We start from the raw sequence: 19,211 nt of genomic DNA, 5'->3' as shown, positions 1-19,211 counted from the left end.
GGTTGAAATATGAGCGTAGTTATCATCTGCCCAAACATTCACTCCAGTAATCGCTGCAATACTCAACACCAAACTCTTGAGCACCAATGGCTTAAAGGAAAAAACGAAATTTTTTCCTTGCTCATCATCATGAATATTGCTTAGGCTATTTGATTGTGTACCTGTAGTGTTGTCGGTCTTACCTGCACTTTTGGCATGCTCCGAAACAACAACCATACGCCCCAAAGATTTATTCCAGATTTTTTTAAAGATGTGGTTCATATCTGTACCTGTTTTTTAAACATTTGGTACAATTACAAAACATTACATACAAAGTTGTATATCACTGAAAACTGGTATTCTGACGAATGGTAATAACTTTTTAGAGAAAAAATAGCATCTGGTAGATGCTATAAATATATTACAGCTTTGTTGCACAAAGATTTGAAATACAAAGCCCCCCTAATTGAGCTAAATTTAAGGCGTAACTTGGGTAAGTGGTCGACCTAATTCCGTAAATCTGTTGAGGCCTGCTACACCTGCATGAATCTCATTCACTTGGCTATCAAAACGCCTTGCACTGAGTTTATCTCCTAATCATTTAATGCAGTGCATCTTAGTTTCAACCAAACTTCGCCGATGATAGCCTGACCATTTTTTCCATAGTGTCCTGCCTAAACGTGTAACTGTTCGAAGAAATTCGTTTGGCTCTAGCGAGCTGATCTTTTTATCTTTCCATGGTTTCGCATTTTTTCTAGGTGGGAATCACCGCATGCGCTTGCCGATCTGCAATGGCCTGACAGCATTGCTTGGTGTCATAAGCTGCATCGGTATAAACAGAGTCAATCTGCTCATCTTGTGGAATCTGATTAAGTAAATCACCAAGCACCTGTGAATCACTGAGATTATTGGTTGTAAGCTGAACTGCTCGTATTTGTAGGGTTTTAGCATCTATGCCAATATGTAGTTTACGCCATTGGCGACGATATTCAGCTCCATGTTTCTTGCGTTTCCATTCGCCCTCAGCTAGAAACTTCATGCCTGTAGAGTCTATGAGTAGACGCAGGCCAATTGGTTGTGTGGTAGATTTTGTGTGTAGGCTTCTTCATTTGAAAATTATATCGATGAAAAAAACATTACAGATAGGTTTGTGCAACAAAGCCAATAAAACCTGAAATACCAAATTACAGTGATAGCCAAAACCCTGTATTCTGCCTATGCTAGAAACTGGGAATCACTTTTTAAGTCTTATTATGATTCACGTATCTCAAACTGAGCTGATCTTGCCTGTACCTGTCTTTATTCTGGAAGACGATGCAATCATGCAACAGCGTTTAAAAAGAATACTGTTAGAAATTGGCTATGCAGAAGACGCCCTTATTTTTGCCCAGACCTTATCTGAGGCAATAGACATGCTTAAACAGTACCCAATTTCCTTTTCATTGGTTGACCTCGGTTTACCCGATGGCAATGGTATTGATTTTATAGAAAATTTAAGACAGACCGATGAGGTCTCACCTGTTTTGGTCATCTCGGCATGGAGTACGCAGGAAACCATTTTAAAAGCGATACAGGCGGGTGCAACGGGTTATCTTTTAAAAGAACGGGATGATTTCGAAATCATGTTATCAATTCGTAGTATATTACGTGGTGGAGCACCCATAGATCCGTTTATTGCCCAGCAAATTTTGTCAAAAATTACATTTGAACAAAAAGTAAAAGATGTGGCGGTGGCAGAACAAAATAATTTACTCTCAACTCGGGAGCTTGAAATTCTACAACTGGTTGCTGAGGGAATGTCGAACCGAGAAATCGCTGATTTTCTTAATTTGTCAAAATATACCATCGAATGTCATATCAAACATATTTACCGAAAGCTGTCGGTCAGCAGCAGATCCAAAGCCATCAATACCGCACGTTCATTGGGTATTTTATAAAATATCTATGCTTATGCTGGCTCGTTATTCTGGCGCAAACTTCCTTTGCAAAATCTTCCGCATCTGAGCAAGTCAACTGCACCGCAAACATTCAGTCGAGCCAAATGGCAAAAGCCATTGGACAAGACGGTACTCAACGTCCTGAAACAGGCTGGCAAAATGTGAAATTGCCCGATCAATGGGATAAGCGTAAATTCTACTATACGGGCAGTACATGGTATAAAATCGTGTGGGATTATCAGTGTCCAACCACAACAAAAACCCCAATCACCATTGTGATCAGCTATATCAATATGACTGGTCAGGTTTTTATTAATAATGACTTGTTATGGCAAGATCAGTCTTTGGTTGAACCGCTTTCCCGTAGCTGGAATATGCCACGCTACTGGAATTTACCCGTATCCAGCCTAAAACAGGGCGAAAATATTCTTTGGGTACGTGTAGTAGGTGTAAAGAGTCAAAATTCGGGTCTGGGTCAGGTCCTAGTGGGCAATGCTGATCAGGTCAGACCAAAATTTCAGATGCTTTGGAATCAACAACGTGTGCTGATGTTTTTAAATTTAATCACGTCACTCACTTTAGGTGTAATTGCTTTCCTGGTATGGATTTTTCATCGTAAAGATCAGATTTTTGGCTGGTTTACCTTGGCAGCGCTCATGTGGAGCATGGTGATGTTTAATACCATTATGCTTGAAGCACCTTTTGGTTTAACCACATTACAAATCGCTCGTATCAGTATCGTGTGTTTTTTTGCTTATAGCTTATTTTCCTGTTTTTACGCATGGCGCTTGGCACAACGCAAATTTCCACGTTTAGAAAAAGCATTATTGTATATGCTGTTAATTGTAATCAGCATGGCCATGATATTACCTGATACCGCGCTATACAATTTTATCTCGGGTACTTTTTTCCTGAGCCTACTGGTTTTATTAATAAATTTTATAAGTTATCAATGGATTGCCTATTTTTCCAAATTATTGGAAGCCTATTTACTGGCAGCAGTATTTTTGTTTTTTATCATTGTGTGTATTCATGATACATTCCAGATCATGCAATCCAATAATAGCTTTTTATGGATGCCTTATACAGCACCCTTAACAAGCTTATTAATTGCAATTATTTTAGCGTTACGTTTAGCCAAAAATTTAAGAGCAATTGAAAACTTTAACCAGACCCTCAAACAAAACATTCTTGAAGCCAAAAATGAACTAACACTTTCTCTCAATACCCAGCATCAACTTGAACTGGACAACGCAAAACTACAGGAACGTTTACAACTTGCCCATGATTTACATGACGGTTTGGGGGGTTCCCTCGTCCGTTCAATGGTCACAGTAGACCAAAGCCAGATCAATCTAAGCAATCAGCAGTTTTTATCCATGCTCAAAATATTAAGGGACGACTTGCGGCAGGTGATTGACAGTGGTTCAAGTACAGGTGCCAAAGTGCCTGACACACCCATTTTATGGGGAGCACCTTTACGCTATCGTTTCACCCAACTGTTTGATGAGCTGAATATCACAACAAAATGGTCTTTTCCAGAATCATGGCAAAAACAGCCAACCCCGCTGGTGTGTTTAACTTTGCTTCGGGTCGCAGAAGAAGCCCTGACCAATATTCTGAAACATAGTCAGGCAACATCGGTAAAGTGCGCCCTGTTTTTCTCCAAGGGGCAACTGGTACTAGACATTGAAGATAATGGTATTGGCTTTGATGTAGAAGCGGTTAAGAATGCAGGAATGAGTGTTGGACTAAGAAGTATGCAAACACGTCTGGAACGGCTGGGTGGACATCTTACGGTTCAATCCGAGGCTGGAAGAACCTGTTTAAAGGCCTGCTTGCCTGTTTAATTGCAGAATGTTCCAGCACACCAAAATGGTATGCTGGAATAACACGATCCATTATTTAATTGCATCCAACAACGTCTGTTGGGCATTATGGGGTTCTTCACCAGCGGCAGGTTTGTCTCGTTCCCATACACCATCGCTCTGTAACAACCATGCCTGTTGATTATCCTTGAGATAATTAAGTAAACCAAGTTGATAAATACGTTTTTTCGATGCTGGGTCTTCAATTGGGAAACATGCCTCAACACGATTAAACAGGTTGCGATCCATCCAGTCTGCACTTGAGCAATAAATACGTGGATTGCCATTGTTGCTAAAGTAATAAACACGGGTATGTTCAAGAAAACGGCCAACAATCGAACGGACACGGATATTTTCAGACAAATTTGGCAAGCCTGGACGTAGACAACAGATTGAGCGAATAATCAGGTCAATCTGCACACCAGCCTGAGAGGCTTCATACAGTTTATTGATCAGTTGTACTTCGGTTAGGGCATTGACCTTGACAATAATTTGCGCTGGCTTACCTGCCTTAGCATTGGCAATTTCTTCATCAATATAATTGATCAATTGTGCATGCAAGGTAAAGGGTGCATGCAGAAGCTTTTTCGGCTTCGCCATTTTGCCCATTCCCGTGAGTTCCTGAAAGATACGGTGTACATCTTCGCAAATGTCTTTATCTGTGGTCATCAAGCCATAATCGGTATAGATACGGGCATTGGTGGCATGGTAGTTACCCGTTCCCAAGTGCACATAACGCACCAGTTTATTGTTTTCACGGCGTACAACAAGGATCATTTTGGCATGGGTTTTATAACCAACAATGCCGTAAACCACCACAGCACCCGCCTCTTGCAGCACATTTGCAACTTCAATATTGGATTCTTCATCAAAACGAGCACGTAACTCAATCACAGCCGTGACTTCTTTACCGTTGCGTGCCGCTTCTGCCAAAACCTGTACAATTTCCGAATCCGCACCACTACGATACAGCGTTTGTTTAATTGCCAACACTTGTGGATCACGCGCAGCTTCACGTAACAGTTGAATCACAGGTGCAAAGGATTCAAACGGATGATGTAGCAAGATGTCCTGTTTCTGCATGGCAGAGAAAATACTTTCAGTCTTCTTAAAGACTTTGGGAATCACAGGGGTATGTGAGTCATAACGCAAGTGCGGACGTTTAAAATTGGAGAGTAAACGTGCCAGATTGACAGGACCATCAACTCGATAGAGCTGTTCTTCGTTCAGATCAAATTCATCCAGCAAATATTCATAAATATGTTTCGGGCAGTTATGTGTCACTTCCAGACGTACCGCACGACCAAAACGGCGTGAACTTAATTCACCTTTCAATGCCTTTGCCAAATCCTCTACATCTTCATTCAAGGCCAAGTCTGCATTACGGGTGACACGGAACTGATAACAGCCTGTTGCGGTCATACCTGGGAACAGATCAGACACATGCTCATGGATGATTGCGGACAACATCACATGATGCTCCTTGCCTCCCGTCAGTTCATTGGGTAAACGCACCACACGCGGTAAAGAACGTGGTGCAGGCACAACCGCCAAGTCAATCTGACGACCAAAAGCATCTTTACCTTCCAGCGTCACAATAAAGTTCAGGCTTTTATTGACTAAACGAGGAAATGGGTGCGCAGGATCAAGGCTGATTGGTGTTAAAACAGGTGCGACCTGTTCCTGAAAATATTTTTTAATCCATGCCGATTGTGCAGGTGTCAGTTCACCACGGCGCAAGAAACAGATATCTTCCTCACGCAGCTTCGGTAGAATTTCTTCATTCAGGATACGGTATTGACGCTCAATAGCCGCATGTGCCGTTTTAGAAATCTGTTCAAGCACTTGTTTAGGGGTTAGACCATCTGGGCTACGGCTCTCATTGCCCAGCGTCAATTGTTCCATCATCCCCGCAACACGGATTTCAAAGAACTCATCAAGGTTGCGTGAAAAAATCAGCAGGAAGTTCATCCGCTCCAATAATGGATGAAGTGGATCGACTGCCTGTTCCAAAACGCGCAGATGGAAATCGAGAATCGAAAGTTCACGATTAATATAGCGGTCATTATAGCTGTATTCTATTGGGGTCGTTGTAGCCACTGCCGTATTCATACCAAACCTTGTTGATTTATCATTGATCAAGACATGGTTTAAGTATGCTGCAAAATTATTTCAATTTGGTAAAAAAACCCAAAAATATTGGGCTTTTTTCACTTCATCACACTTTAAGATGGGCTTACTCTGGAATCTGGGTTGCATTCATATATTTCAGGATGCTTCTTTTACGGTACTGAAGTTTTCGGTCATCCCTATGATCCTGATAATATTTTGGGTTAGGTAATAATGCAGCAAGAAAAGCAGCCTGTTCACGGGTCAGGCTTTTTGAACTTTTACCATAATAAAACTGTGCTGCCGCCTCAACCCCATAGAGATTCTGGCCGAATTCCACTGCGTTCATATACACTTCAAGAATACGACGTTTTGACCACATTCGCTCCATCATCCAGGTCGCAACAACTTCCTGTCCTTTTCGAATAAACGAACGCTTATTATAGAGGAACAGATTTTTTGACAGTTGCTGCGAAATGGTGGAACCACCCGCTACAATTTTGCCCTTTTCATTGTTTCGTTCCAAAGCATCCTGAATACCTTCAATGTCAAAGCCATGATGATGGATAAACCTGGCATCCTCAGCCGCTAGAATCGCATGCTTAAAATTATCGCTAATATCATCATAATCACGCCATTGCTGCTTGATCGGCTTAAAGTCGGTCAGATAATCCCAACGCATAAACATGGTGGTTTCAACAGGATGAGTACGCCACCACACCAGACTGCTAAAAATCCAGAGCTGGATGAGCAATACCAGACCAATAATCAACATGAGCGCGCGCGCTAAAAAGGCTTTCATTAAAGTGCATCACTCCTTGGGGCATCTGTTCTGCAAAATATCAGCAAACCACGTAAAAATCGTTGATATTTTGTAGAACATATTCATGCTAAGCTATTTTTACATCAATCACTTGCTTAAACCTATGACTGAAATGACACCACCACAAATCAATAATCAAAAGTTAAAGATACAAACATGGTGGTTTACTGCGCTACTGATCACAGTCAATGTCGGATTATTTGGCTGGCAAATTGTTTCAGGTGTGAATATTACCGACCCAGCGCCTGTAGATGCAATTGCCTGGGGCGCAGATTTTACCCCACTCACTTTTATGGGACAGCCTGAACGTTTATTTACCAGCATGTTTTTTCATTTTGGCTTGATTCACCTCATGCTGAATATGTGGGCACTCTATATTTTTGGCAGTGTGGCAGAACAGTTGTTTGGTCGGTTGTATTATATCGGAATGTACGTGCTGGCCGGTTTGATGGGCAGTTTACTTTCCAGCTATCTGACTATTCGTAATGGCTATGAATTATTACAACATTTTGATCACCTTGCGGGACTACAATCGTCCCTCATCCCCCATATCAGCGCAGGTGCGTCTGGTGCAGTGATGGGATTGGGCGCAGCACTCACTGTTATTTCATTGTTTCCACCTTTGCCTCAGCAACGTTTTTGGCTGGACAAGAAATCATTATTGATGGTAATGGCAATTAACATTGTGTTTGGTTTCACCGTGGCAGGCATCAATAATGCGGCACATATTGGTGGCATGATTATGGGTGCTTTATTGGCAGGTGCATGGTATCTGGGAGAAAAAATACAAAAACCTGCTTTGATTCAGATCGGTGCTTTAATTATAGGTACTGTATTACTCGCTGCTTTTTATTTCTATTGCACAGAATTAAGTACAGGGCTTGATCCGTTATGGTATGAGATTTTAAGGCAGAATCAGTTGAATTAATTGTGATTATTTATATAGCTGGCAGGTTGCCATCTGCCCCTGCAACATCTCCATGATGATATAACTATTGCATACTTACTCATAGATGTATAAAATTTTATACATGACTCAACCACAACCTGAAAAGCCTATTTACTGGATTGGATCATCTTTAGATGATTTAAAAGAATTTCCAGCCGACGTGAAAAAACATTTTGGTTTTGAACTTCACGCAATTCAGCATGGCACTGAACCTGCTCAATGGAAACCTATTCCCAATTGGGGCACAGGAGTCATTGAACTTAAATATAAAGATTCATCTGGCGCATATCGAGTTGTATACGTTGCAAAATTCAGACATGCAATTTACATACTCCATTCTTTTCAGAAAAAAACACAACAAACAGCCAAACCAGATGTTGAGATTATCAAAGCACGTTATAAAGAAATTGCGTTATTGGAGGAACAATATGAGCAAGATTGATACACAAATTCGTCATATCACTCAACCAACAGACAATATTTTTGCAGATTTAGGCTTAGAAGATGCTGGAAATTTAAAAAAAGAAGCAGATGCTTTAGCCAATGCAAAATTAGCTTTAACCAGAGTCGTTGCTGATTGGGTACAAGAAAATCATTTCAAGCAAGAAGAAGCTGCTGAAATATTAGGTGTTAGTCGTCCTCGCTTATCTGATGCAATCAATGCAAAAATATCGAAATTTACATTAGATGCGTTAGTCACAATGGTTTCTAAAACAGGACACTCAATTACTATTAGCATCACAAATTAAGGGATTCTTGGAATCCCTCATTTTAAAGCCTTTCTTTCATCAAGACTGATTCATTTCCCTTAAACTCTGCAATGGTGGAATATCACATAAATAACTGAGGCGATAACGACCAATCAACATACAAATCAGCATCATGCTTAACGGTAAAATCAGCCAGATCGCAGGATGCCACTGAATCGCCATTTGCATCTTATAACTGGCAATCGCGCTGATCACCTCGGCAAATAAACAGGCCACCAAGCCCGACAGCAAGCCAATAAAACCAATTTCCAGACTCAACATCTGTTTCAGCCTGTTTTTACCACTGCCAAAAGAGCGTAATAACGCCACTTCCTTACGACGTTCATCCATCAGCACATTCAGGCAGGCAATCAACACCAATACACCAGATAACCCAACCAACAATGCCAATACGGTAATGATCTGCACCAGTACATCCACCAGACGCTTGACTTCATCCAGAATCCGCCCCACATCAATAAATACGGTATTGGAAAATTGCTGAATCAGCTGCACCATTTTTGGCTGATCTGCTGGCGGCACATAAAAACTCCCCAGATAACTGCCTGCATTTTCATCCATGCTTTGCGGTGAAAAGATAAAGAAAAAGTTTGGGCTAAAACTTTCCCACTCCACTGAACGCAGGTTGATCACGGTTGCCTGCAACGTACCTTCTGGCAAACTGAAATCAAGACGATCACCGATTTTAATGCCCAATTCATTTGCCAGTTTAGCTTCTACTGACACCTGCCCGACTTGGCTAAATTTCGGATTGCCCTCCGTAATCACATTATCTTTAGGATATTCTGCTGCCTGCGTCAGATTCAGTTCACGGCGCAATGAATTATTCTGCCTGACCAGCTCAGGCGCAAAGGCCTGTCCATTTTTTGCAATTAAACGTCCCCGAATATTAGGATACAACGGTGTAGATTGCCAGTGATTCTGCTCAAGTTGCTGCTTGAACTGCGGCATATCAAAAGGCGGCAAACCATACACAAACTGATTCGGTGTACCCTCAGGCAATTGTTGTTGCCAACGCTGTAATAAATCGGTTCTCAGCACACTGAGTACCGTAATTAAACTTAAGCCTAAAGCCAGCGCAGTGACTTGCAAGGCAGTCTGATGGGGAATCCGTACATAAGCCGAAATTGGATGTTTCAGTTGTTTAATGGCTTTGAGTAGCAGCCAAATCAGGGTATAAAGCACAGTGCAAAGAATTAAAATTGCAGTTAAAACCAATAGGCTTAAAGTGAGATTATCACTCAACACCAAGCTAAAAATAATCAGGCTCATCACGCCCACTGTAAACATGGCAAAATAAGATTTACGCGAACGCTCCTGCTGGCGGATCACCCGAATAGGTGGTGTATTCAGCAATTCCCAGATACTTGGCAGGATAAAACCAATCAGCACCATCACACTGGTAAAAATTGCCACAGGCAACGCCAGCAATAGATTGGTTACAGCAAAACTCAGTTGCAGTTGTGGAATCAGTTGCAGCATCAATTGCAATAAAGCATAGCCCAAACCAATGCCAATCAAGCTGCCAAGTGCAATGGAGAGCGCACTAACAATGCCAAGCAAAGCGATATAGGCAAGTAGAATCTGCCACTTGCTTGCCCCCAGACAACGGATCAAGGCAATATGATCCTGATTCTGTTGTACATAACGCTGGCTGGTCAATGCGATGGCAATGCCACACAGCAAAATGGTCAATAAATTGGCAAGTTGCAGGAATGTATCCAGATTCTCAATCGGTTTCATCAAGCGTGTATTGGATTGATTGGCATCACGAAGTTTAAGTGAACTTTGCTCATTATTCTCAAACTGCTGGTGTTGCTGCTGTTCAGAATGTAACTGATTTTTTTGCTGCTTAAAGATTTTTTTAAAGGCTTTCACTTGCTCGGGCGAACCTGCCATCAGCAGACGATATTCAATACGGCTACCGACCTGAACCGCATTGGTCTTGGCAATATCTGACTGATGAATCATCACTGTCGGTGAAAAACCTGAAAATCCTAGCTCCTGATTGGAGTCATGTTCAATCACACCTGTCACGATAAATTGACCATCAGCTATCGCAATCTGATCACCTAGTTTGGTCTGCAATAAATCCATCACACGAGGACTCAACCAAACCTGTCCCTGCTGAATAGATTGCGCTTTAGGCTGAATTTCTAGCTTGCCCCGTAAAGGAAAATGCTCATCAACCGCCTTGACGTTGACCATCACAAACTGGTCCTGAGTATGCGCCATTGAACCAAATACTGTCACAGGTGCCTGTTTTAAATTCAACTTTTGCGCTTGTTGTCGCCATTGAGCTTGAATGGGATCATTATCCGTCATCACCAGATCAGCACCCAGCATTTCCGCAGCCTGTAAAGCCACCGCATTCTGGACCTGACTATTACTAAATTTTAATGCGGTAGTGGCACTAATCGCCAAAGACAGTGCAATAATCAGTAAATACAGTCCACCTGTACGAAAACTTTGCAGCAACAATGGCTTGAGAATCGAATTCATGTTCTCTCCCCAGCCTTGCCGATTTCCTGAATCTGACCATCAACCAGTTTGACATGGCGCTGACATAGTGCAGCCAGATTTTGGTCATGCGTGACCAACACCAAAGTTGTACCTAATTCTCTATTTAGATCAAATAATAGCTGCTCAATTTCCTCGGCAGTTTGCCCATCCAGATTGCCTGTTGGTTCATCGGCAAAAATGATCTTCGGTTCGGCAATCAGCGCACGGGCAATCGCCACACGTTGCTGTTCACCGCCTGACAAGACTTTTGGGGTTTGCTGTGCCTGACGAACCAGCCCAACTCGTTCCAACCATGCCAGTGCTTTTTGCTCAGCTTTCCTAAAGTTAAAATCAGGTTGCAGACGTAACGGCAACATCACATTTTCCAGTGCACTCAGTTGCGGTAAAAGCTGAAATGCCTGAAATACAAAGCCAATGTTTTCCAGTCGTACTTGCGCACGTTGTTCTTCTGTTAAGGTATGAACCGCTTGCCCACAGACTTCCAATTCGCCTGAACTTGGCCGATCCAGCGTCGCCAAAATACCCAGTAAAGTCGATTTCCCTGAACCAGAACGTCCCGTAATTGCGATCTGTTCACCCTGGTAAATGTCCAAATCAATGTCTTTTAAAATGGTTAAGCTTTGCTGGTGAATCTGAATATTTTGTGTAACTTTTCGGGCAGAAATAATTGGTTGTGGCATGATGTCACGTATCCTTTAGGACAAATTTTAAATGCGATGCAAAACTCTAAAGTTATCAGTTCAGTTTCTAAAACAGTTGCAATCATGGCCCTCTGTGTGATGCCAACACTGGTTTCAGCCAAGACCATTTTAATTGTGGGTGATAGCCTGAGTGCAGGTTATGGCATAGAGGCCAAACAAGGCTGGGTGAACCTGTTACAACAACGTTTAGACCAACAGTATCCGAAACAGCACAGGGTGGTCAATGCCAGTGTCAGTGGCGAAACCACCAGTGGCGCATTGGCACGACTGCCAAAATTGTTACAAACCTATAATCCTGAAGTGGTGGTGATTGAACTTGGCGGCAATGATGGCTTGCGTGGACAACCACCCCAGATGATTCAGAAAAACTTAGCCCAATTGGTACAACTGAGTCAAAAGCAGAAAGCCACCGTTTTACTGTTTGGTATGAAAATACCACCGAATTATGGAACTGCGTACAGCAAGGCTTTTGAGAATAATTACAAAATTGTAAGTCAGCAGTATAAAGTGAAGCTTCTGCCGTTCTTTTTGGATGGTGTGGCAGGCAATAAAACTTTCATCCAGAATGATCAAATCCACCCCAATGCCAAGGCACAACCAATCATGCTGAATTTGGCTTATCCTTATATTAAAGGGGCTTTATAGTAAATAATTTCAATCAATTCAGGGCGAATTCAATTCCGCCCCTACCCAGATCAAAAATCAAAAAATGTTACTTCGCCTGTTTCCAATGAGTATTCAGCACCCACCACAATCAGCTTGCCTTTCTCAATCAACTGTTCTAGCACAGCAGAACCATGACGCAACTGATTGACCGATGCAAATACATTGGAGCGAACCGCATGGGCAGACAGCTTTTTCAAATCACCTTTGAGTTCGGTTTGCATCAAAATTTCAACCGATGGACGAACCCGATTCACGATCGACATCAGGTTTGAGGATGGCGGCTGCTCTGGATGCATCAGGGTATCAATGGTGGCCTGAATCGCACCACAATGGCTATGCCCCAGCACCACCACCACGGCACAGTCATATCGCTCTGCCGCAAACTCAACACTTCCCACCTGTGACGGCGCAACGATATTGCCTGCAACACGAATCACGAACAAGTCACCCAGACCTTGATCAAACACCATTTCCGCAGGGACACGTGAATCTGAACACCCTAAAACAATGGCAAATGGGTTTTGACTTCCTGCCAATGCAGCACGTTCCTGGTGAGAAAGGTGATTCTGTGAGGTGGCCTCACCTTTCACAAAACGAGCATTACCAACTTTTAAACGTTCCAGGGCTTCTTTGGCAGTGAGCATGCGTGCATCCATCTATGATTGACATGAGCCAACAGTTTAATGTGCGCCTGTTTGAAAGTCACTGACAAAAATAGAATCCATCTAAATACCAGCCTGTCTTTTAATCAGGAAAATAGCGAAAAACGAATGATTTCATTGGCAAGAATTTCCATACATCTGTAAATTATGCAAATGACTCCCCTCACATCTTCCCCAATAATCAATGGGTTTAAAAATAGATCAAGGATAGAACAAATCATGATGAACCATCTTTTTTCCACCTCCTTTCGCAAGACCTTAACCGCAGCTTTAATTTCATGCAGCTTGGCGACCATCGCAATCAGCTCAACACAGGCAGCGGAAATAGAAATGAGCTTCCAGAATGTGCTGCAACAGGAACGTGCATGGGCAGGTTTACAGAGCAAAACATTAAAAGTCGGTGATATCACCTGGTCATATAGTGAGGGTGGTCAGGCTGGAAAACCGATCGTGATTTTAATTCATGGCCTGGCGGGCAGCCGTGACAACTGGAACCGTGTGGCACGGGCCTTAACCGCCAACTACCATGTGATCATCCCAGACTTGCCAGCCAACGGTGAAACACAAGTTCCGAAAGATTTTGACTATTCCATTCCAAACGTCACTGAAAAGTTACGCCGTTTTGTTGAGGCAGCCAACCTAACCAGCCCAGCACATATTGCAGGTCACTCACTTGGTGGTTCAATTGCCATGCTCTATGCAGGGCAATATCCATTTGAGACCAAAAGCCTGTTTTTAATTGATGCTGCGGGCGTATATAAGGCCGCCACCACACCTTATTTAAAGGATCCAAACCACATTAAAAACATGATTGTCAGCAAAAAAGGCGATTTTAACTTTTTAATGCAGCAGGTCATGTTTACCCCTCCATTCATTCCAAAGGAAATTGCTCAGGCACAGGAAAAAATGATGATTGGTCAGGCCGAGCAAACCCAGAAAATGGTAGATCAGTTAATTGTACTCAATAAGTTATATACGCCAGATTCATTTGCGTTGCTGGCAAGATCCATTGATGCACCAACACTGATTTTATGGGGCAAGCAGGATAAAATTATCAATGTTGAGGTTGCACCTGAGTTAAAATCACTGCTAAAGAATGCGCAGACACCTGTCATTCTGGATAATGTGGGCCATATGCCTATTCTGGAAGCAGACCAATTGGTGGTTCAGCAATATTTACCATTTCTGAACAAGATTCAGTCACAAAAACCTGTAACTGCGCCAACTCCGTAAACCTAAAGTTATAAAATCCTATGCCTAAACATCCAATGATAGAACAACTGATTGACGCACAACTTGATTTTCTGGATCAACAGTTTACACAAGCCGAAACCATTCAACATGAGTTTAAACAGTTCTATCATTGGTTGCGCTTACAGCAACTCCAACATATCTGGTCATTTGAACAAATCTTTAAGCTGATTGAGAAACAAATCCTGAACACACCTGCCAGTTCATTTCTGATTGAACAAATTGCAGAACATATCCGCTTTGCCCTGATTCATCCACGCAATGATCAAACCAATATCGAAGATGTAATTCCTGTTTTAACCATTGACTTAATTGCACAATATGTTGCAGGTAAAAGTGACCATCGCCAGCGCCTGATTAAAACCATTGTCGATAATCCTGCTTTTTCTGCCCTGATTACCCAACTGATTCAACATTCCATTCAGGACTATTTAGAAAATTCGGTCATGTCTAAACGTGTACCTGGCGTTGGACATTTTATGAAAATGGGAAAATCGGTTCTCGAAACAGTGACTAATTCCAACCTGAATGACACCATTGGACACTATTTACAAAAGAATATATTAAAGATCAGCCAAATGAGCGAACGGGTGTTAAACCAGCACTTTAATGAAGACAAACTTTACCATTTCCAGGCCAACATCTGGCATAAAATTAAGGTTATGCCCTTATCAGTATTACGCAACTATATTGAGGTACAAGACCTACCCCAAACTGTGGGAATGGGGCATGAAATATGGGATCATATCCGTCAAACAGATTATTTAAAACAGCAGGTTCATGATGGGACCTATGCATGGTATGCACGTAATCAGGAACGCACATTTGATTTATTACTCCGCGATCTGAATATTGATGAAACCCTGATTGAAAATGAATTGAGTGATTTACTGACACCTGTGTTACAGCAAGTGATTCAAACAGGTTATTTAAGACAACGTGCCCGCACCTATTTAGAAAAATTTTATTATTCAGAACAGATGTCTGAAATTTTGACAAAACAAGGCGCATGATGCGCGGTGAGCGCCTCCATATTGCGTGATGTGGGAGCACCTCGGTTTGTTATCCATCTGAGAAAAATATTGGATTTTTTTTCAACATTAAAAAAAGCCCTCGCAAGGGCTTTCTCAATAGATTGTATTTCCAGCTTTATTACTTGAAATATGCACCCTCAGCCTGAGTATGGTCAGTTTGGTCAACCACACGCTGTAACTCAGGAACGTGCTGCTTCAAAGTGGTTTCCACACCCTGCTTCAACGTCACATCAATAGCTGAACAGCCCTGACAANNTGTGAATGGTCAGTTTGGTCTACGACACGCTGGAACTCAGGTATATGTTGACGTAAAGTAGTTTCAACACCTTGTTTAAGAGTCACATCAATTGCTGAACAGCCCTGACAACCACCACCAAATTTCAACACAGCAGTTAAACCATGCTCAGGATCGTTCTGTACTTCAACCAGACTACAGTTACCGCCATGCCCTTCCAATCCAGGATTAATCTCAGATTGCAGCACATAAGTGATCCGTTCTTCAATTGACGCATCTGGCCCTACACGAGGTACTTTCGAGTTAGGCGCGCGAAAAGTTAATTGTCCACCAAAACGGTCTTTGTTGTAGTCAATCACGGCATCAAGCAAATATGGAATAGATGGCGCATCGATATAAGCTGAAAAGTCTGGATAATCCTGCTTATAGTCAGTTGGCACCACTTCTTCAGGTGCACTATAGGCCATACAACATTCGGCACGTGGTGTACCTGGATGTTCTACAAAAACTCGAACGCCAATTCCTGGAGTATTTTGCTTTGTTAATAAATCACTTAAATACTCTTGTGCAGAGGGAGTAATCAAAAGGTTTGGAATTTCTTCTGCGACAGCAGTGTTGGTGTTCTCAGTCGACATAACAATAATCCTCAAGCTGATGTCGTTATATTAACCGAAGATGGAGGGGATTTAAAAAAAATCAACCATTTTTGTAGGAATTATATGCCAGATGATTGTTTATTCACTTTTTAATGGCATTATTGCCTAGACACTGATCAATCAAAAATCTTTATGCTACATTTGCCCTTTAGTCACACTGTGACACTCATCATTATTACCGTTGCAATTTCCCTATTGGCATTTTCCAATCAGGCCGTCATGAACCGCCTGATTTTCTGGCCACCCGCCATGCAGCGTGGACAATATGACCGTTTCATCACCCATGGTTTTATCCATGCCGATGGGGCACATTTACTGTTCAACATGATCACGCTGTTTTTCTTTGGCAATATTATCGAAAGCTTTTATCGCCAATTCTTTTATGATATGGGCTTTGTACTGTTTTATCTGGGTGGACTGATTGTTGCGATCTTACCCAGCTACCTAAAGCACCGTCATGATGTGCACTGGGCAAGTTTAGGGGCTTCTGGCGCGGTTTCAGCGGTCTTGTTCGCCTATATTTTATTTCAGCCCTGGAACCTGATTTTTGTCTTTTTTATTCCTGTGCCTGCCATTATCTTTGCAGTTTTATATGTTGCTTACAGCATCTGGTCGGGTAAACGAGGTAACAGCAATATTAACCATAGCGCCCATCTCTGGGGAGCGGCATATGGCGTGGTGGTCACCATTCTGCTGGAACCACGGGTGATTGCACATTTTCTCAATCAGCTCACCAAATTACCATTTTAATAAATATTCAGGACTGGCCCCATGTTTGGGGCTTTTCTTCACCGCATCTCATTTCGTCAGATAATTGCATAAAAGCATTTGATACATCAATCGTTAAGCAATTTCAGCTGGAAATGCAATGACCTGATCAATCTTGACCTGATTCATTACCACCATCAATAAACGGTCTATACCTAGCGCAATCCCTGAACATTCAGGCATATTCGGCAAGGCTGCCAGTAAATGCTGATCTGTTGGCATCACTGGCAACCCCTGTTGGGCACGTTCTTTATTATCCGCTTCGAAACGGGAAGCCAGCACATCCGCATCCAGAAGTTCATCATAGGCATTGGCCAGTTCAAGCCCCTCAATATAAACCTCGAAACGCGCTGCGACCAGTTCCCCATCCTCATCCTGTTTGACTTTTGCCAGCGATGCCATTTCAGGTGGAAAATCAGTTAAGAAAACTGGCGCATCAAAGCCCAGACTCGGCTCAACAAAATGGGAAAACAACAGATCCATATAAGCCAAGCGGTCATCTCCCAGATCAAGGTTAAGTCCAACCCGATGAGCTGTGTCTTTGAGTTGCTTCAGTGTTGCCTGCAAGGGATTAATATCCAGACGATCCTGAAAAGCATGTTTATAGCTCAGAATAATGGGACGAATTTCACCAAAGCGATGCATCAGACAGATTTCCAGCAAGTCTGCGGTTTCATGCATCAACGCCTTTAAGTCCAGTCCAGGCCGATACCATTCCAGCATGGTAAATTCACTATTGTGTTTACGTCCATGCTCATCATCACGAAAAACTTTACAGATTTGGTAGATCGGCCCACTGCCACTGGCCAGCAAACGTTTCATGGGAAATTCTGGCGAGGTCTGCAAATATTGAGTATTTAATTTTCCATGTATATGACGCTGCACCTGTACGGAAGCCAAATGAACATCGGTTACACCTGCCTGGGATAAAATAGGTGTTTCCACTTCCAGCACATTGCGCTGGGCAAAAAACTGGCGAATTTTCTGGTACATTTCCGCACGTGCTTTTAAGGCTTCAATGGAACAGGTCGGTTGATAGGTTTTCGTCGCTTGACTCACGCCTTTGGCCCTCCATGTGCAGCCCATTCACGACGCAAAGGATAGTTTTTACGGAGTAAATCAAAAGCTTTCTGCTCTACCTTAGCTGCCTGAACACAGGCACGAAGCTGCTGATCATCTTCAGCAATATTATAAATCTGGATCAAATGTTGCTTTAATGAGGCTTTTAAATCCTGCTGCCCGAAATATTGTTCAACAGTTGGCAACTGACTCTCAAAATGTTTTGATGGTTGATAGCCAAATGTATGACAAAAGGCCTCATAGATCATCTGTGTGCCTCTTGCCTTACCCTCCAGACTATAGCCCGCGATATGTGGCGTTGCCAAAGCCAATCTTTCTAAAAGCTCTTGAGGAATTTCAGGTTCAAACTCAAACACATCCAGCACAACCTGACGTTTGGTCTTTTCAATATCTGCCATCAGTGCTGATTGTTGAATCACTGGACCACGTGCGCTATTTATCAAAATAGCCGAAGGTTTCATTTCAGCCAGTGCAGCTTCATCAAATAAATGCAGTGTTGGATAATCACCAGATGTGGTTAGAGGCACATGAATCGAGATCGCATCAGCCTGTTTTAACAGCTCCTGAAAGGATACATTTTCAATGCCAGCGAGTTGCACATAAGGGTCATAGCCAATTACATTCCAACCCAATAACTGCGCCATCACTGCCAGCCGTTTTCCAACATTACCCAAGCCAACAATCGCTAAAGTAAACGCCTTATTTTTTTCCAATAAATCCATATTTAGATGCAGTAAGGCTGTAATGACATATTCAGCAACTGCCTGCGCATTACAACCTGCCGCATTGCTCCATGCAATATTCTGTTGTTCTAAAGCTGGAATATCGAGATGGTCTGTGCCAATGGTGGCACTACCCACAAATTTAATCTGAGTTTGATCAATTAAATCATGGTTGACCTTTGTCACGGATCGAACCAAAAGTGCATCGGCATCCTGTACATTGGCATGTGTCAGTGCACGCCCTGCCTGATGCTGTATTTCTGCAAATTCCGCAAAGAAATAATCGGTAAATGCCAAATTTTCATCTGCGATAATTTTCATGCAGTGCTTTCCATAAATTAATCTGTGCTTATTATCCTTGGAGTACTGTTCATTGACAATTCATATATATAAAAAAGGAACCGTACCGGGTTTGTCGGAGACTTTTTTATTTAAGTTAGGCCACCTCACCTAACGGGTTAATCTTATCATAGTACAT

At 42.3% G+C, this 19,211-nt stretch carries 19 protein-coding genes and 1 pseudogene; 9 read left to right on the top strand and 11 right to left on the bottom strand.

All coding sequences use genetic code 11. The features are described from left to right. Both B4H32_RS11085 and B4H32_RS11080 read right to left on the bottom strand, forming a co-directional pair. On the bottom strand, positions 1-261 hold a 261-nt coding region (locus B4H32_RS11085; protein WP_286803085.1), incomplete at its 3' end, for an ESPR domain-containing protein. Positions 262-456: 195 nt separating this feature from the next. Then, positions 457-1,048 (bottom strand): annotated as a pseudogene (locus B4H32_RS11080) (IS5 family transposase); the annotation flags it as partial. 148 nt (positions 1,049-1,196) lie between these two features. On the opposite strand from B4H32_RS11080, the gene B4H32_RS11075 reads away from it, so the two are divergent. Both B4H32_RS11075 and B4H32_RS11070 read left to right on the top strand, forming a co-directional pair. Continuing rightward, positions 1,197-1,916 carry a response regulator transcription factor gene (locus B4H32_RS11075; protein ID WP_004681406.1) on the top strand — a complete coding sequence of 240 codons (720 nt, stop codon included), beginning with the start codon at positions 1,197-1,199 and terminating at the stop codon, positions 1,914-1,916. Positions 1,917-2,020: 104 nt separating this feature from the next. Beyond that, positions 2,021-3,766: a sensor histidine kinase gene (locus B4H32_RS11070; protein ID WP_004681407.1), complete on the top strand. Its 1,746-nt coding sequence runs from the start codon at positions 2,021-2,023 to the stop codon at positions 3,764-3,766. A gap of 51 nt (positions 3,767-3,817) precedes the next feature. On the opposite strand, the gene ppk1 is transcribed toward B4H32_RS11070, so the two are convergent. Beyond that, positions 3,818-5,896: a polyphosphate kinase 1 gene (gene ppk1, locus B4H32_RS11065; protein ID WP_004681408.1), complete on the bottom strand. Its 2,079-nt coding sequence runs from the start codon at positions 5,894-5,896 to the stop codon at positions 3,818-3,820. A 124-nt stretch (positions 5,897-6,020) separates the two neighbouring features. Further along, a complete protein-coding gene (mtgA, locus tag B4H32_RS11060) occupies positions 6,021-6,695 on the bottom strand; it encodes a monofunctional biosynthetic peptidoglycan transglycosylase (protein ID WP_004681409.1) in 675 nt (224 codons plus the stop codon). Between the two features lie 124 nt (positions 6,696-6,819). Between mtgA and B4H32_RS11055 the strand changes: the two genes are divergently transcribed. The 3 genes from B4H32_RS11055 (at position 6,820) to B4H32_RS11045 (ending at position 8,414) form a co-directional block, all read left to right on the top strand. Beyond that, on the top strand, positions 6,820-7,644 hold the full coding sequence (locus B4H32_RS11055; RefSeq protein WP_034428081.1) for a rhomboid family intramembrane serine protease: 825 nt from the start codon (positions 6,820-6,822) through the stop codon (positions 7,642-7,644). Between the two features lie 85 nt (positions 7,645-7,729). Further along, positions 7,730-8,107 (top strand): type II toxin-antitoxin system RelE/ParE family toxin, encoded by a 378-nt coding sequence (locus B4H32_RS11050; RefSeq protein ID WP_004681411.1) that lies wholly within the window; start codon positions 7,730-7,732, stop codon positions 8,105-8,107. Beyond that, positions 8,094-8,414, top strand: a complete 321-nt coding sequence (locus B4H32_RS11045; protein ID WP_004674780.1) for a helix-turn-helix domain-containing protein — start codon at positions 8,094-8,096, stop codon at positions 8,412-8,414. Before B4H32_RS11050 ends, B4H32_RS11045 begins: the two co-directional genes overlap by 14 nt. A gap of 39 nt (positions 8,415-8,453) precedes the next feature. On the opposite strand, the gene B4H32_RS11040 is transcribed toward B4H32_RS11045, so the two are convergent. Both B4H32_RS11040 and B4H32_RS11035 read right to left on the bottom strand, forming a co-directional pair. After that, on the bottom strand, positions 8,454-10,937 hold the full coding sequence (locus B4H32_RS11040; RefSeq protein ID WP_286803080.1) for an ABC transporter permease: 2,484 nt from the start codon (positions 10,935-10,937) through the stop codon (positions 8,454-8,456). After that, entirely contained in the window at positions 10,934-11,638 is a 705-nt protein-coding gene (locus B4H32_RS11035; protein WP_004681415.1) for an ABC transporter ATP-binding protein, read from the bottom strand. Before B4H32_RS11035 ends, B4H32_RS11040 begins: the two co-directional genes overlap by 4 nt. Positions 11,639-11,722: 84 nt before the next feature. Between B4H32_RS11035 and B4H32_RS11030 the strand changes: the two genes are divergently transcribed. After that, entirely contained in the window at positions 11,723-12,304 is a 582-nt protein-coding gene (locus B4H32_RS11030) for an arylesterase (RefSeq protein ID WP_378251355.1), read from the top strand. 50 nt (positions 12,305-12,354) lie between these two features. Here B4H32_RS11030 and B4H32_RS11025 read toward each other — a convergent pair whose 3' ends face one another. Beyond that, positions 12,355-12,969 (bottom strand): carbonic anhydrase, encoded by a 615-nt coding sequence (locus tag B4H32_RS11025; protein WP_004674784.1) that lies wholly within the window; start codon positions 12,967-12,969, stop codon positions 12,355-12,357. 237 nt (positions 12,970-13,206) lie between these two features. Here B4H32_RS11025 and B4H32_RS11020 point away from each other — a divergent pair, with 237 nt between their 5' ends. Both B4H32_RS11020 and B4H32_RS11015 read left to right on the top strand, forming a co-directional pair. Next, positions 13,207-14,220: an alpha/beta fold hydrolase gene (locus B4H32_RS11020; protein ID WP_286803075.1), complete on the top strand. Its 1,014-nt coding sequence runs from the start codon at positions 13,207-13,209 to the stop codon at positions 14,218-14,220. Between the two features lie 20 nt (positions 14,221-14,240). Continuing rightward, positions 14,241-15,251, top strand: coding sequence for a hypothetical protein (locus tag B4H32_RS11015; RefSeq protein WP_286803073.1), 1,011 nt, complete (start codon positions 14,241-14,243; stop codon positions 15,249-15,251). 139 nt (positions 15,252-15,390) lie between these two features. Here the strand turns inward: B4H32_RS11015 and B4H32_RS11010 are convergent, their stop codons facing one another. Continuing rightward, positions 15,391-15,501, bottom strand: coding sequence for a hypothetical protein (locus tag B4H32_RS11010; protein ID WP_414630966.1), 111 nt, complete (start codon positions 15,499-15,501; stop codon positions 15,391-15,393). After that, positions 15,498-16,142, bottom strand: coding sequence for a Fe-S biogenesis protein NfuA (gene nfuA, locus B4H32_RS11005; protein ID WP_286803072.1), 645 nt, complete (start codon positions 16,140-16,142; stop codon positions 15,498-15,500). Before nfuA ends, B4H32_RS11010 begins: the two co-directional genes overlap by 4 nt. A 153-nt stretch (positions 16,143-16,295) precedes the next feature. On the opposite strand from nfuA, the gene B4H32_RS11000 reads away from it, so the two are divergent. Then, on the top strand, positions 16,296-16,913 hold the full coding sequence (locus B4H32_RS11000) for a rhomboid family intramembrane serine protease (RefSeq protein WP_286803071.1): 618 nt from the start codon (positions 16,296-16,298) through the stop codon (positions 16,911-16,913). A 93-nt stretch (positions 16,914-17,006) separates the two neighbouring features. Here B4H32_RS11000 and epmA read toward each other — a convergent pair whose 3' ends face one another. Together epmA and B4H32_RS10990 are read right to left on the bottom strand one after the other, a co-directional pair. Next, a complete protein-coding gene (epmA, locus tag B4H32_RS10995) occupies positions 17,007-18,017 on the bottom strand; it encodes an EF-P lysine aminoacylase EpmA (RefSeq protein WP_286803069.1) in 1,011 nt (336 codons plus the stop codon). Next, positions 17,987-19,054: a 4-phosphoerythronate dehydrogenase gene (locus B4H32_RS10990; protein ID WP_004681429.1), complete on the bottom strand. Its 1,068-nt coding sequence runs from the start codon at positions 19,052-19,054 to the stop codon at positions 17,987-17,989. The genes epmA and B4H32_RS10990 overlap by 31 nt, the downstream gene beginning before the upstream one ends. Between the last annotated feature and the right edge of the window lie 157 nt (positions 19,055-19,211).

The organism is Acinetobacter sp. UBA2063 (genome assembly GCF_002333245.1).
Classification (GTDB): Bacteria; Pseudomonadota; Gammaproteobacteria; order Pseudomonadales; family Moraxellaceae; genus Acinetobacter; species Acinetobacter parvus.
This window is presented reverse-complemented; position numbering and strand designations above follow the sequence as displayed.